The following is a 14,350-nucleotide window of genomic DNA, read 5'->3' on the forward strand; positions in this document are numbered from 1 at the left end:
CATCCGCTCAGCTCGAGTATGCGCTGTTCTCATGCACGTAGTCGTGCGTGAGGTCATTTGTCCAGATGGTTGCCTCGGCGTTGCCGGCCTGAAGGTCGATGTCAACGAGTACTTCACGTGGTTCCAGGTCAACGAGGTTGCGGTCGTCGCCGATGCTGCCGTTGCGGCAGATCTGCACGCCGTTCATGGACACGTTGAGCTGGTCCGGCTCGAATATGGCGTCGGTGGTGCCCACGGCGGAGAGCACGCGGCCCCAGTTGGGGTCCTTGCCGAAAATGGCGGCTTTGAAGAGGTTGGAGCGTGCAACGGCGCGGCTAACGATCTCGGCATCGCCTTCGCTTGCTGCATTGAAGGTACGAATGGCGATATCGTGGCTGGCACCTTCGGCGTCGCCGATGAGCTTCCGGGCCAACTCGGCGCAGACCTTCGTGATGGCCTCGCTCAGCTGCTCCGCTGAAGGCAAAGCTTCCGAGGCACCTGATGCCAGCAGCACCACGGTGTCGTTGGTGGACATACAGCCGTCGGAGTCGGCGCGGTCAAAGGTTACCCGCGCGGCATCGCGGAGGACGACGTCGAGCTCGTCCGCCGGTACCTCGGCATCGGTGGTGAGGACAACCAGCATCGTTGCCAGGCCAGGGGCCAGCATGCCGGCACCCTTGGCGATGCCGCCAACGGTGAATTGCTTGCCCTCAGCATCAGTGCCTGTGAAGACAGCTTCCTTGGACACGCTGTCCGTCGTCATGATGGCTGTTGCAGCAGCCGAACCTCCGTCTGCGGACAGCTCGCCGAATGCGGCCTCAACGCCCGGAAGGATCTTGTCCATGGGCAGTTGCTCACCAATCAGGCCAGTGGAGCAAACCACGACGTCGGAAGCTGAGACTCCCAGCACTTCTGCCACTTTCTCGGCCGTGGCGTGCGTGTTCTGGAATCCCTGCGGACCAGTGCAGGCGTTGGCGCCCCCTGAGTTCAGGACCACTGCGTCAACACGTCCGTCGCTGACCACCTGGCGTGACCAGTGAACCGGAGCAGCGGCCACGCGGTTTGAGGTGAAGACAGCAGCAGCGGACTTTTGGGGGCCGTCGTTGACCACCAGGGCCAGGTCCGGGTTGCCGGATGCCTTGATGCCGGCTTTGACGCCGGAAGCCCGGAATCCCTTGGGTGCGGTAATGGTCACGGTGCAACTCCCTGCAGGTTAAGGCCGGCGGTTTCGTCCAGGCCGAGGGCAATGTTCATGGACTGCACGGCTCCGCCGGCGGTTCCTTTGGTCAGGTTATCGATGGCGCACGTCACGATCACACGGCCAGCGTGCTGATCAAAAGCCACCTGCATGACGGCATGGTTGGAACCCTGCACCGACTTGGTCGTGGGCCAGTGGCCTTCAGGCAGCAGGTGGACGAACGGTTCGTCGTCATAGGAGTCCGCCCAGGCTTGGCGCAGTTCTGCATAAGTAACGCCGTGACCAACTTTTGCCGTGGCCGTGGTGAGAATGCCACGGCTCATCGGCGCGAGAGTGGGAGTGAAGGACACTGTCACCGGCTCGCCGGCGGCGTTGGACAATCCCTGCTCGATTTCCGGCGTGTGCCGATGACCGCCGCCAACACCGTAAGGGCTCATGGAACCCATGACCTCGGAGCCGATCAGGTTGACCTTTGCCGCCTTGCCGGCACCGGAGGTACCAGAGGCCGAGACAATCACGACGTCGTCCGTCAGGAGGAGATTGTTGGCGAACCCGGGCGTCAAGGCGAGCAGGGCCGACGTCGGGTAGCAACCAGGAACGGCGATGCGCTTGGCGCCCTTGAGCGCGTCGCGCTGTCCCGGCAGTTCCGGGAGCCCATACGGCCAGGTGCCAGCGTGGGCCGAGCCGTAAAACTTTTCCCATGCAGCCGCATCCTGCAGGCGGTGGTCCGCACCGGCGTCGATGACCACTGTGCCTTCCGGCAATTGGGCAGCGATCTCTGCAGAAGCGCCGTGCGGGAGTGCCAGGAAGACGACATCATGCCCGGACAGGTTCTCCACCGTGGTGTCTTCCAGAATCCGGCTGGCCAAACCGTGGAGATGAGGCTGCAACTCCCCTAGTCTGGAACCGGCGTTGCTGTGCGCAGTGATAGCACCGATAGTGACGTTCGGATGGCCTGCAAGCAGGCGCAGCACTTCTCCCCCGGCGTAGCCGCTGGCACCGGAGACGGCAACAGAAATAGTCATAGCTACACTGTACAGCAAAACTATTCATGGTTGCCGATATTTATGCATGCCGTCTTCTGGCAAGTGCACGGCGTCACAATACGTTAGTGCCGACAGCGTATGCTTAGTGGAGGGTGATCCAGACCGTGCAGTCCGAACGTCGGCTGCAGCGTTGCCCGTTAGCGATACGGGGCACATATATGGCACCCACGTCCACCGCTGAGCGCCCCAAAACACGCGCAATTCAGCCAAACCCCGTTGTCCAAAGCTATTCGGAGCTCCTCAAGAGCGTGAAAGCTGCCGGTCTCCTCGAACGGCGCAGCGGGTTCTACATCTGGCTCTTCGTAGCCCTCATGATCCTCATGGCCGCCACCTGGACAGGCTTCGCCCTCTTGGGTGATTCCTGGTTTCAGCTCCTGATCGCTGCCGCCGTGGGTATCTTCTGTACACAGTTGAGCTTCCTGGCCCACGAGGCCGGGCACAAGCAGATCTTTGCCTCGCGTCGTGCCAACGATTGGTCGGCCCGCCTCCTGGCAACAGGAATCGCAGGCATCAGCTACTCCTGGTGGGAGCAAAAGCACGGTGCCCACCACAACCATCCCAACGTCATTTCCAAGGACCCCGACATCCGGAACAACGCGCTGGTCTTCTACGAAGATGCAGCCGCCGAACGCAAGGGACGCCTGGCCTTCCTGACCAAGAAACAGGGATGGTTCTTCTTTCCGCTCCTGACACTCCTTGGCCTGAGCCTGCAATTCGACTCGCTTCGCTTTATCTTCGGCAAGCAGAAGGTACGCCATCGCTGGGTGGAGACGCCTATCCTGGTTGCGCGTCTTACCGCTCTTCCGGTCCTTGCCTTCACGTTCCTCCCGATTGGTATGGCGTTTGCGTTCCTCGGCGTCCAGATCATGGTCTACGGCTTCTACATGGGCGCTTCCTTTGCTCCCAACCACAAGGGCATGCCGGTCCTTCCCAAGGACAGCCGCGTCGACTTCCTCAACCGCCAGATCCTCACCTCGCGAAACATCTCGGGCGGACGCTTCATGGACTTCCTGCTGGGCGGACTGAACCGCCAGGTAGAACACCACTTGTTCCCTGACATGGCCCGGCCCCACCTTCACAAGGCCGCCGGAATCGTCCGCGAATTCTGCACGAAGCACTCCATCCCCTACACGGAAACCACGCTGATTCAGTCCTATGGAATAGTGGTCAGCTACCTCAACGAGGTAGGCCTGGCAGCTGGACGTGGCTTCGACTGCCCCGTCGCTTCGACGCACGGACGCTTCTAGGCCTCCGCAACCAAAGGCGGCATCCTTCATAGGATGGATCCTGGAACCGGGCACCGGAAGGACCGCCCCGGAGTAAGGAGCCACCATGACGCACGCCATTGTTGCCAACGAGCCCGGAGGACCTGAAGTCCTCGAATATGCCTCCGTGGAGCCACCAGTACCAGGTCCCGGGCAGCTGCTGATCAAAGTCGCAGCTGCCGGGGTCAATTTCATCGAAACCTACCAGCGCAGCGGCACCTACAAGGTTCACTACCCCTTCACCCCGGGCGCGGAAGCGGCCGGTACGATCGAAGCAATCGGTGAGGGTGTGGAGGACTTTGCGGTAGGCGACAGGATTGCCACGGCCGAAGGCTCCAGGACGTACGCTGACTACGCGATTGTGGAAGCTGAGAAGGCGCTACCCGTGCCGGCCGGCGTCGATGATCACACTGCCGCCGCCCTGCCCTTGCAAGGAATTACCGCCCACTACCTCATGAACTCCTCCTTCCGCGTGGAACCCGGGCACACGGTGCTGCTGCACGCGGGAGCCGGCGGTGTGGGGCTGCTGCTGACCCAACTCCTGAAGGCAAGGGGGGCACGGGTCATCACCACCGTTTCTTCCGATGAAAAGGCCGACCTCTCCAAGCTCGCCGGCGCCGACGAAGTCCTGCGCTATGAAGGCTTCGCGGACAGGGTCCGCGAGCTTACCGACGGCGAGGGCGTGAACGTGGTGTACGACGGCGTGGGCAAGGATACATTCGACGACTCCCTCCGAAGCCTGCGCATCAGGGGGACGATGGTGCTCTTCGGCGCCGCTTCAGGGCCCGTCCCCCCGTTCGATCCCCAACGACTGAACTCCGGCGGGTCCCTGTCGTTGACGCGCCCCACGATGGGCCATTTCGTCCAGAACAGGCACGAGCGGCGTTGGCGTTCAGCTGAGATCTTTGAAGCCGCAGCGAACGGTACGCTGGCGGTTCGCGTCGGCGCTACCTACCCCCTGGCCGAAGCGGCACAGGCGCACCGGGACCTTGAAGGGCGCCTCACCACAGGAAAAGTCCTCCTGCTTCCGTAGTCGCCCCGCTCAACCTCCACTGGGCGGTTCAGCTATGACCGCTAAGCGAACATCTGTGCAACAAACCGTGACGGGCAGGAAGCGTCCGACACCTTTTGTTCACCTTTCTGGGAAAAGCTGACTGCGTGAGCACAGAACATTCTGCCGTGGCCGGGAACACACCTGCCTTGGCTACCTATCGCCCCCAATTTCCGGGGGCTTCTGCAGCACCGGCCCAGCGGACCCTGGTGGATATCCTCGAGACGACTGCGGCAGCTTTTCCGGAATCCTCGGCGCTGGACGATGGCCGGAAGTCACTGAGTTACACCGAACTCCTGGGAGCAGTCCGAGCGTTCGCGCGGACCCTGAACGCCGCTGGTCTTGGTCGAGGGGACAAGATCGGCGTCCGCGTCTCATCCGGCACCAGCGATCTCTACATCGCCATCCTGGGAATCCTCATGGCCGGAGCAGCGTACGTCCCAGTTGATGCGGACGACCCCGACGAGCGCGCCAGGCTGGTTTTCGGCGAAGCAAAGGCTGGCGGTGTGGTTGGCGCCGGTCTGGCCCTTGACCTGGCAGGCGAGGCAAGGCAGCCTGTGACTGAGCCGCAGAAACCCGGACTGGATGACGACTCATGGATCATCTTCACCTCGGGTTCCACGGGTACGCCGAAGGGTGTAGCCGTCACTCATCGTTCCTCGGCCGCTTTCGTGGACGCCGAAGCCCGTCTCTTCCTTCAATCCGACCCGATCGGACCGCAGGACAGAGTCTTGGCAGGCCTATCGGTTGCGTTCGATGCTTCCTGCGAGGAGATGTGGCTGGCCTGGCGGCACGGCGCCTGCCTGGTACCGGCTCCGCGCGCCCTTGTCCGGACCGGCATGGATCTGGGCCCATGGCTCATCAACCACGGCATCACCGTTGTTTCCACAGTGCCCACCCTCGCTGCCTTATGGCCAGTCGAAGCCCTCGAGAATGTGCGTCTCCTCATCTTCGGTGGGGAGGCCTGCCCGCCTGAACTTGCCGAACGGCTCGCCGTCGACGGTCGTGAAGTCTGGAACACCTACGGGCCCACCGAGGCTACGGTGGTGGCCTGCGCGGCGCCCTTGGGCGGACCCGGCCCCGTTCGGATCGGACTGCCGCTGGACGGCTGGGACCTCGCCGTCGTCGATTCCGCCGGCGTTCCCGTGGCCGAAAGCGATATTGGGGAACTAATCATCGGCGGAGTCGGACTGGCCCGATACCTGGATCCCGGCAAGGACGCTGAGAAGTATGCGGCCATGCCGACCCTGGGCTGGGAACGCGCCTACCGGTCCGGGGACCTTGTGCGCTTCGAAGCCGAGGGGCTGGTCTTCATCGGGAGGGCCGATGAACAGGTCAAGCTAGGTGGCCGACGGATCGAACTTGGCGAGGTCGATGCCGCACTGCAGTCGCTGCTTGGGGTGGGAGGTGCGGCCGCCGCGGTGCAAACGACAGCGGCAGGTAACCAAATTCTTGTCGGCTACCTGGCGCCCACCGAGGGCTACGTACTGGACCTGGACGAGGCACGCAGACAGTTGGGCGAGAGCCTGCCGGCAGCATTGATCCCCCTGCTGACGGTTGTTGATTCGCTGCCGACAAAGACCAGCGGCAAAGTGGATCGTCGCGCGCTTCCGTGGCCTCTTGCCGGGGCCGGGGCCAAGGAGGCCGGCAAAGCACCGCTGAATTTGCCGGACGACGCCCGATGGATTGTGGAGCAGTGGGAATCGGTCCTCGGCAGCCCTGTGAGCTCCCTCGACGCGGACTTCTTCGCGTACGGTGGCGGTTCACTGGCGGCCGCACAGCTTGTTTCCGCATTGCGCGTTCGCTACCCGATCATCACCGTGGCGGACATCTACGCGACACCGCGGGTGGGGGCACTCATAGATACTGCGCGGCAGTCACTTCCCGACGGCGGCATGCCCGGTCCCGCTGCGGAGCGCACCGTACGGCCCACTGCGTTTAAGTCGCAGGTCTTCCAGGTGCTCATGGGCGTACCGCTGCACATCCTGGTCGGGATGCGGTGGTTGACCTACCTTATGGCTGCCAACAGGCTGTTGGCCGATTTCGCTGGGTTCACTGCGGCCCCCGTTGTTTCCTGGTGGTGGATCGGGGCATCCTGGCTGGTCTTCGTCAGTCCGCTCGGCCGGATGGCGATCTCCGTGGTGGCTGCCCGCATGCTGTTGGGCAAGGTTGAGCCAGGAACATATCCCCGCTCCGGCAAGACGCACCTGCGGCTTTGGCTGGCTGAGCAAATACAGGACCTCTCCGGTGCCATTGGTCTGGCCAGCGCACCGTTCGTTCCATACTACGCACGGGCCCTCGGCGCGAAGATTGGAAGGGACGTCCATCTGCATTCTTTGCCGCCGGTAACTGGTCTACTGTCCTTGGGAACTGGCGCCAACATTGAGCCGGAGGTGGATCTCTCCGGCTGGTGGGTGGACGGCGATTCTGTCCACATAGGGCAAATCCATGTTGGCGCTGGAGCCGTGGTGGGCTCCCGAAGTACGCTCATGCCCGGTGCCACCATCGGCGCAGGCGCACACGTCGAAGCAGGGTCTGCCGTGCTGGGCAAGGTGAAGGCCGGGCACCTCGTGGCCGGTTCCCCGGCCGGACGCCGCGGAAAAGCAAAACACGACTGGCCTGAGCCCAGCAACCGGCGTTCCCTGATGGACCGGCTCTGGTTCTCCGCCTTCGCTGCTGCGTCGGCATTGCTGGCATTGATCCCTTACATTTCAGCGTTCGCAGGCGCCATGGTGGTCCTTGCTTTCATCCAAGGCCATGACTCCCTGGAGACTGCAGTCCCCCGGATTGCACTTGCACTGCCTCTCGCAGCCCTCGTCTGGTTCTTCGGCAACCTCATCCTCATCCTGGCCGTGGCGCGGCTCCTTGGCTTGGGCTTGAAGGAAGGCTATTACCGGGTCCGAAGCCGCATTGGCTGGCAGGTTTGGGCCACTGAGCGGTTGCTGGACATGGCGAGGGACCTGCTCTTCCCCATATACGCAAGCCTCTTCACTCCACTGTGGCTACGCCTGCTGGGGGCCAAAGTGGGCAAGAACGTGGAAGCATCAACTGTGCTGTTGGTGCCCAGGATGACCACCATCGGCGATGGTGCTTTCCTCGCAGACGACACCATGGTGGCGTCCTATGAACTCGGCGGCGGCTGGATGAGGATCGCCCCTGCCAAAATCGGAAAACGCTCATTCCTGGGCAACTCGGGCATGACGGCAGCTGGACGGAATGTGCCCAAGAATTCACTCGTGGCGGTGCTCTCGGCAACGCCTGCAAAAGCGAAGTCAGGGACCTCCTGGCTCGGCAGCCCGCCTGTCAGACTGCGCCGGACCGCCGTCGACGCCGACCAGACCCGGACGTTCCAGCCGCCCCTGAAACTCAAGGTAGCCAGAGCACTGTGGGAGGCATGCCGGCCTGTCCCGGTCATCCTCACGGTCGCCATCGCAGCCAGCGTGATGTTGGCCTTGGATTGGATTGCCCGTGGTTGGGGTTACGGGATAGCGGCCCTGCTGGGCGGTGTTGTGGTTCTGGCAGCCGGTGCCGTGGCCGCGTTCAGTTCCATCATTGCCAAGTGGGTCCTGGTGGGTGCCATCCGGGCCGGCGAACACCCACTGTGGAGTTCGTTCATTTGGCGGAACGAGGTAGTGGACACCTTCATCGAGATGGTGAGCGCACCGTGGTTCGCCCGTTCGGCAGCGGGCACGCCGGCCCTGGTGTGGTGGCTTCGCGGCCTCGGGGCGAAAATTGGGCGGGGAACGTGGTGTGAAAGCTATTGGCTTCCCGAGGCTGACCTCGTGACACTTGGGGAGAACTCCACCGTCAACCGGGGCTGCGTTGTCCAAACACACCTCTTCCACGACAGGGTCATGAGCTTGGATACGGTCACGTTGGGAAATGGTGCGACGATGGGACCACACGGCGTCATCCTCCCCGCGGCCAGCATCGGGAACGGCGGAACTGTCGGGCCGGCGTCGTTGGTCATGCGCGGCGAAACCGTGCCGGCCGGAACATACTGGATGGGAAATCCGGTGAGTCCTTGGGAGGGTCCGGCAGCACGGGCCGCCCGACTCAAGTAGATTGGGGCAGATCATGACGGAACCGATCACCAAACTTGTGACCCCTGCTGACCCCTATACCCTGGACCACGGCAGCACGAGCTACCGTGTGGATCGGTATGAGTTGGATCTCGATGTCAGGCTCGGCAGTAACAAGCTGATCGGAAAAGCGATCCTCCGCTGCACTGCCTTGGAGCCTGCTGCCCAGATAGTCCTGGATCTGGTGGGCCTTCGGGCATCCAAAATCCAGGTGGATGGCAGGAAGGTCCAAAAGTTCAGCCAACGAGCCGAACACCTTGTGGTCACCACTTCGTCCCCCTTGAAGACTGGTCAGCCGTTTGTCCTTGAGATCCGCTACGAGGGCAACCCGCAACCGCGACGCGGCTTGTGGGGCGAAGTCGGTTGGGAAGAACTGAACGACGGCGTCCTGGTGGCCGGCCAGCCGAACGGCGCAGCGTCGTGGTTTCCTTGCAACGATCATCCCCGCAGCAAATCCTCGTTCCGGATCTCGGTGACCACGGATGACAATTACCGACCGGTGTGCAACGGCCAGCTGGTGTCCCGATCACGAAAATCAAGCCGCGAGACCTGGGTCTACGAACATTCCGAGCCCATGGCCACATATCTCGCCACACTGCAGATCGGCCGTTACGTGATGATCCCGCTCAACCCTGCAGACACCCATCATCGGGTCCCGCAGTTCGCCGCGGTCACTGCGGACATGGCTGGCGACGCCCGCCAGGGGCTTCAACGCCAGCCGGACATGATGAAGACGTTTGAGGACTGCTTCGGCCCCTATCCGTTCAGCGATTACACCTCGGTTGTCACCGAAGATGAGTTGGAAATCCCGCTGGAGGCACAGACCGTCTCCATTTTTGGCCGCAATCACATGCGCGGCACGTGGGAGGCCCAACGATTGATCGCCCATGAGTTGTCTCACCAGTGGTTTGGTAACTCCCTGACTGCCAGCAACTGGAAAGACATCTGGCTCCACGAGGGGTTCGCGTGCTACGCCGAGTGGCTGTGGTCCGAGGAGTCCGAAACCATGCCAGTCGCGGCACGTGCCTTGGCCGCTTGGAAAAAGCTCGACGCCGGGCCACAGGACCTGCTGGTTGGCGACCCCGGTCCGGAGCTGATGTTCGATGATCGCGTGTACAAGCGCGGCGCCCTTGCCCTCCACGCCGTCCGCCTGGCAGTCGGGGACGAAGCGTTCTTCGGGCTCCTGCAGCATTGGACGGAGCGGAACCGGCACGGATCCATTTCCACGGCGACATTCATTGATGCCGCCGATTCTTTCATTCCAGGGTTGGATGCCGGGGGCATCCTTCGGCCATGGCTCTACGAGGCGGCACTTCCTCCACTAGCGTCGCCTCTTTAGCCCACTGCCAAGGCGGCGACGAAACCTTCCGGCAGATCAATGCCCGCATCGCCGCTGCTGTTCAGGTCCCGCAAGCCCGGACGCTCCAGCACATCCACCTTCGCCGGGTTCCTTCGAAGGCCTTCCCCGGTCATCTTCAGCCAGGCCTCCTTGCGCGCCCAGAGCTGGGCACGCTGCCCGGCCCGCTGATTATCCGGGATGGACGCCAGGAAATGCTTCTCGCCTTCGGTCAAGGCGACATCGTCAAAGCCCACGAACGCTGCTTGATCAGTCGCTTCAAGGTCCACTCCCAGCCGGAGGCCGGGCGTCGGATTCACGACGCCGGCCAGCAGCACCCAGCCCTGCGCCTTGGATGCGCTCAGCGCAAGAGGTGCGGCGGCGCCGTCGAGCATGAAACCGGGACGACCGTGGTCCTGTCCTTGACCGCACTGAGGGCAGTGATAGTCGGGGTTCAGCCGGTTGGGGCTTACCCCAAGGAGCGAGGCCGCGAAGCGGTGCAGGGCAACCCGGCCGGCGACGAATTCTTCCCGAGCCTTGGTGCTGGCGAACCGCTGTGCGCGTTCCATGGCAGCCAGCCAGAGCTCCTGAACGGCAGAGTCCGGAACGGGAACGTCGGCGAGCTTCTGGAGCTCAAGCACAGGGCTTTGCACTATCGCCGTTCCTTCCGATCAGGACGTGGACCCGTCCGTAAGCGCGGAGACCGCATCCAGCTGCTCCGGCGTGAGCTCGAGGTCCGCTGCCGAGGCGTTGGCGCGGAGTTCGTCGACGGTCTCGGCCCCGACGATCACCGAGGCCACGGCCGGGCGGGAGAGCAGCCACGCCAATGACACCTGCTGCATTCCGAGCCCCCATTCTCTGGCCAGACGGTCGAGCTTGCGGGCAACGGCAATCTCGGACTCCGAATATCCGGGTCCACCGTAGCGCTTGTCCCCCGCAATTTCGCGATCCAGAACACTCAGATCGGCGAGCAGGCCGCCGTGCAGCGGCGCGTAGGGGACGATCGACACCCCGAACCGCACACACGCGGCGCTCAGCTCCCGCTCTACGCTGCGGTCCAGGAGGTTGTACATCACCTGCGCAGCCACGGGAGCAGAGACGAGCCGACGGTCATCGGCGATCCACAGGGACTCGGTCATCTGCCAGGCTGGGTGGTTGGACAGTGCGACGTAGCGCAGCTTTCCCTGGCGGATCAGGTCGTCGTAGACAGCAAGTGTCTGCTCCAGCGGCGTATTCGGATCAGGGAAATGGGCGTAATAGAGGTCAATGCGGTCTGTGCGCAACCGGCGCAGACTCTGCTCAACCTGCTGGATGATGTACCGACGCGAGAGACCGGCATCCGGGTCGAAGCGGCGCTCCCCCGACTTCGTGGCCAGCACCACCTCATCCCGATGACCGGCGAGGGCTCGACCAAGGATCTCCTCTGCCGACGCCCGCTCCGAGGCAGGCGGGGCACCAGGCCGGTCGAATGTCGGCGTGGAGCCGTAAACGTCTGCGGTGTCGAAGAAGTTGATGGCCAGGTCCAGGGCCGCTTGGACAACGCCATTAGCATCGTGTGCGCTCGGTGCTACGCCGAAGGTCGCGGTGCCCACGCAGATGCGCGACACACGCACGCCGGTCGGGCCGAGAACAGAGTACTTCATCCTGAGGATTCCTATCTGCGAGTTCGGTCCGGCTGGGACGTGGAGCGATCGTTCAGGACGTCCCTGACGGCTACGAGCCGCGGCTGAGTTTAAACACTAACCAATTGGTTATATTTCGGCACGCCAGCACCGCCGCGTGGGGAGGCAACTGAAAAAAATCCCCGGAACCAGGAGGTTCCGGGGATTTCGTCGCATACGAACGCGCTATCGCTGCACTGCTCCGAAGCGCTCCGAAGCAACAGCCACGGCTCCGGCGCGGGCCTCCGAGGCCTCGTCAGCCGTCAAAGTGCGGTCGTCGGCACGGAAGCGAAGGCCGAAGGCCAAGGATTTCTTGCCTTCCTCAATCCCGGGTCCAACGTAGACATCGAACAATGCGACGTCCTCGAGGAGTTCGCCCGCACCTTCACGCAATGCTGCAAGGACCTGGTCAGCCGGCACGTCCTGCGGAACAACCAGGGCCACATCCTGGGTGGCCACTGGGAATCCGGAGATGTGCTTGGCAACAATGACGTCGGCAGCAGCTTCAAACAGCGCCTCCACGTTGACCTCAACCGCCACAGAGCGTGCTGGCATGTCGTGGGCTGCGAGGAGCTTCGGGTGCAGTTCACCGGCGTAGCCCACCACGTCGCCTGACCGAAGCGCGAGCTGTGCGGCACGTCCGGGATGGAATGCCTGGTGGCTTCCCTGGCTGACTACGAGTTCAACGCCGAGAACATCCGCGATGAGCCGGGCTACGTCCAAAGCATCGGCCCAGTCCCACGCACGCGGCGTGTGCGTCGCGGCCGCAGGCGAATCGTGGCCAGTCAAGACAGCGGCGATGTGCAGCGGCTGGTGCGGGACGCCGTCGTACAGTGCATCCAGTACCTCATCGGAAGGCTTTATGCCCAGCGGCGGGATGGATTCAGTACCGAGCTTCTCGCCAGGGAGGAAGACAGAGCCAGCCTCGTAGAGTGCCAGGTCACGGAAGCCGCGGGAATGGTTGCGGCGGGCAACCTCGATCAGCCCCGGCAGGATGGACGTACGGAGGTAACCGTGTTCCTCGCTGATGGGGTTCGCCAGCTTCAACGCCGGACGTTCTTCGCCTTCCGTTGGCACGCCGAAGGTGTCGTTGGCTGCCTTGGCGACGAACGGATAGGACAAGACTTCCGTCAGTCCGGCATCTGCCAGTGCCTGTACGACGCGGCGCTTCTGCTGCTGGCTGCGGCTCAGGCCACGGCCCGGAGGCGCCACGGGCAGGGTGGCCGGGATGTTGTCATAGCCGACCAAACGGGCAATTTCTTCGGAGAGGTCTTCCTTGGTTTCAAGGTCGTTGCGCCAGCTCGGAGCCGTCACCAGGTAGCCGGTGGCAGTCTTTTCCACGGCAGCACCAAGATCCACCAAGGACGTGGTGATCTGCTCTTCTGTGAAGTCGATGCCGATACGGGCGGCAGCGAATTCTGCGGGCAGTTCGATGGTGACGGCGTCAGGGGCAGTTCCGACGTCGGTCCCGGTCTCGTCAGCGGTGCCACCAGCGAGGTCAACCAAGAGGTCCACGACGCGCTGGGCGGCGACATTCGCAACGTGAAAGTCAACGCCGCGCTCGAAACGCTTGGAAGCCTCGGACGGAAGCTTGTGCCGACGACGCGAACGGGCAATCGATACTTCATCGAAGTGCGCGGCTTCCACCAGGATGTTCTTGGTGGAATCGGAAACCTCGGTGTGGGCACCGCCCATGACCCCGGCGATGCCGATGGCTCCGGAGTCATCAGTGATCAGCAGGTCTTCGACGTCGAGCGTGCGCTCTTTGTCATCCAGGGTGGTGATCTTCTCCCCCGCCACGGCACGGCGGACCACGATGTCGCCCGCAAGCTTGTCGAGGTCGTAGCAGTGGTTTGGCTGGCCGAGCTCAAGCATGACGTAGTTGGAGATATCAACCGGCAGGGAGATGGAACGCACGCCAGCCAGACGGAGACGTGCGGACATCCACGGCGGGGTGGGACGGGAAGCGTCCACGCCACGCACTGTGCGTGCCACGAAGCGGTCACACCCCGGCTTGCCATAGATGGGGGCGTCGTCGTTGAGCTTGACGCCGTAGCCGCCTTGCAGGCTGGCCGGAGCGTTGACCTTGGAGGCCGGGTCAACGAAGGATGTTCCGGTGGCGTGTGCGTACTCGCGTGCCACGCCACGGATGGAGAAGGCATAGCCGCGGTCCGGGGTGACATTGATTTCTGCAGCCTGGTCATAGAGACCAAGGAGTTTCATCGCGTCCGTGCCGATTTCCGGATCCAGCCCGATCCGTGAGAGGACCAGGATGCCATCGTGGTCCTCGCCGATACCCAGTTCGCGAACGGAAGCGATCATGCCTGCGGACAGGTGACCGTAGGTCTTCCGCGCCGAAATCTGGAAGTTTCCGGGCAGCACAGCTCCGGGAAGCGTGACAACAACTTTGTCGCCTTCCACGAAGTTGTGGGCACCACAAATGATGCCCTGCACGCCGGAGGGATCGATTCCCTCGCCAGTCAGCGTCTGTTCCTGCCCTTCAGGGACAACACGGACCTGGCACCAGTTGATGGTCTTGCCATTGGATTGCGGTTCCTTGACCAGGCTCAGCACCTGGCCAACCACAATGGGACCCGTGAGTTCATCCGTGGGACGGTGGACTTCTTCTTCTTCAAAACCGACCTTGACCAGGTCAGCCATAACGTCTTCGGCCGTAGCATCGGCCGGAACCTGCGCAAATTCACGCAGCCAGGAAAGTGGGATACGCACTG

9 protein-coding genes are annotated in these 14,350 nt (G+C 63.0%); 4 read left to right on the top strand and 5 right to left on the bottom strand.

Annotated features, from left to right (window positions below; genetic code table 11):
* Positions 1–7 precede the first annotated feature (7 nt).
* Both argJ and argC read right to left on the bottom strand, forming a co-directional pair.
* Complete coding sequence (gene argJ / locus AC1DD5_RS17430; RefSeq protein WP_477522260.1) at positions 8–1,174, bottom strand: bifunctional glutamate N-acetyltransferase/amino-acid acetyltransferase ArgJ; 1,167 nt, start codon at positions 1,172–1,174, stop codon at positions 8–10.
* The gene (argC, locus tag AC1DD5_RS17435; protein WP_477519063.1) at positions 1,171–2,202 is read right to left on the bottom strand and encodes an N-acetyl-gamma-glutamyl-phosphate reductase; all 1,032 of its coding nucleotides are present in this window, start codon (positions 2,200–2,202) and stop codon (positions 1,171–1,173) included. Before argC ends, argJ begins: the two co-directional genes overlap by 4 nt.
* Before the next feature lie 179 nt (positions 2,203–2,381).
* On the opposite strand from argC, the gene AC1DD5_RS17440 reads away from it, so the two are divergent.
* From AC1DD5_RS17440 to AC1DD5_RS17455, 4 genes are all read left to right on the top strand, one after another.
* Positions 2,382–3,470 carry a fatty acid desaturase family protein gene (locus tag AC1DD5_RS17440; RefSeq protein ID WP_431119551.1) on the top strand — a complete coding sequence of 363 codons (1,089 nt, stop codon included), beginning with the start codon at positions 2,382–2,384 and terminating at the stop codon, positions 3,468–3,470.
* Positions 3,471–3,555: 85 nt separating this feature from the next.
* Positions 3,556–4,521: a quinone oxidoreductase family protein gene (locus AC1DD5_RS17445; protein WP_477522261.1), complete on the top strand. Its 966-nt coding sequence runs from the start codon at positions 3,556–3,558 to the stop codon at positions 4,519–4,521.
* A gap of 125 nt (positions 4,522–4,646) precedes the next feature.
* Positions 4,647–8,603 carry a Pls/PosA family non-ribosomal peptide synthetase gene (locus AC1DD5_RS17450; RefSeq protein WP_477522262.1) on the top strand — a complete coding sequence of 1,319 codons (3,957 nt, stop codon included), beginning with the start codon at positions 4,647–4,649 and terminating at the stop codon, positions 8,601–8,603.
* Between the two features lie 13 nt (positions 8,604–8,616).
* Complete coding sequence (locus AC1DD5_RS17455; protein ID WP_477522263.1) at positions 8,617–9,960, top strand: M1 family metallopeptidase; 1,344 nt, start codon at positions 8,617–8,619, stop codon at positions 9,958–9,960.
* Here AC1DD5_RS17455 and AC1DD5_RS17460 read toward each other — a convergent pair.
* The 3 genes from AC1DD5_RS17460 to pheT all read right to left on the bottom strand — a co-directional run bounded on the left by AC1DD5_RS17460 (position 9,957) and on the right by pheT (position 14,348).
* Positions 9,957–10,610: a 4'-phosphopantetheinyl transferase family protein gene (locus AC1DD5_RS17460; RefSeq protein ID WP_477522264.1), complete on the bottom strand. Its 654-nt coding sequence runs from the start codon at positions 10,608–10,610 to the stop codon at positions 9,957–9,959. The two genes, AC1DD5_RS17455 and AC1DD5_RS17460, sit on opposite strands and share 4 nt — an antisense overlap.
* Positions 10,611–10,628: 18 nt before the next feature.
* Positions 10,629–11,600: an aldo/keto reductase gene (locus AC1DD5_RS17465; RefSeq protein ID WP_477522265.1), complete on the bottom strand. Its 972-nt coding sequence runs from the start codon at positions 11,598–11,600 to the stop codon at positions 10,629–10,631.
* 204 nt (positions 11,601–11,804) lie between these two features.
* Positions 11,805–14,348, bottom strand: coding sequence for a phenylalanine--tRNA ligase subunit beta (gene pheT, locus AC1DD5_RS17470; RefSeq protein ID WP_477522266.1), 2,544 nt, complete (start codon positions 14,346–14,348; stop codon positions 11,805–11,807).
* Between the last annotated feature and the right edge of the window lie 2 nt (positions 14,349–14,350).

This window comes from Paenarthrobacter sp. 10L420 (genome assembly GCF_056395385.1).

Coding starts and splice junctions, on each gene's coding strand:
- argC (WP_477519063.1), bottom strand. CDS start 2,202: ATGACTATTTCTGTTGCCGTCTCCGGTGCCAGCGGCTACGCCGGGGGA.
- AC1DD5_RS17440 (WP_431119551.1), top strand. CDS start 2,382: ATGGCACCCACGTCCACCGCTGAGCGCCCCAAAACACGCGCAATTCAG.
- AC1DD5_RS17445 (WP_477522261.1), top strand. CDS start 3,556: ATGACGCACGCCATTGTTGCCAACGAGCCCGGAGGACCTGAAGTCCTC.
- AC1DD5_RS17455 (WP_477522263.1), top strand. CDS start 8,617: ATGACGGAACCGATCACCAAACTTGTGACCCCTGCTGACCCCTATACC.
- AC1DD5_RS17465 (WP_477522265.1), bottom strand. CDS start 11,600: ATGAAGTACTCTGTTCTCGGCCCGACCGGCGTGCGTGTGTCGCGCATC.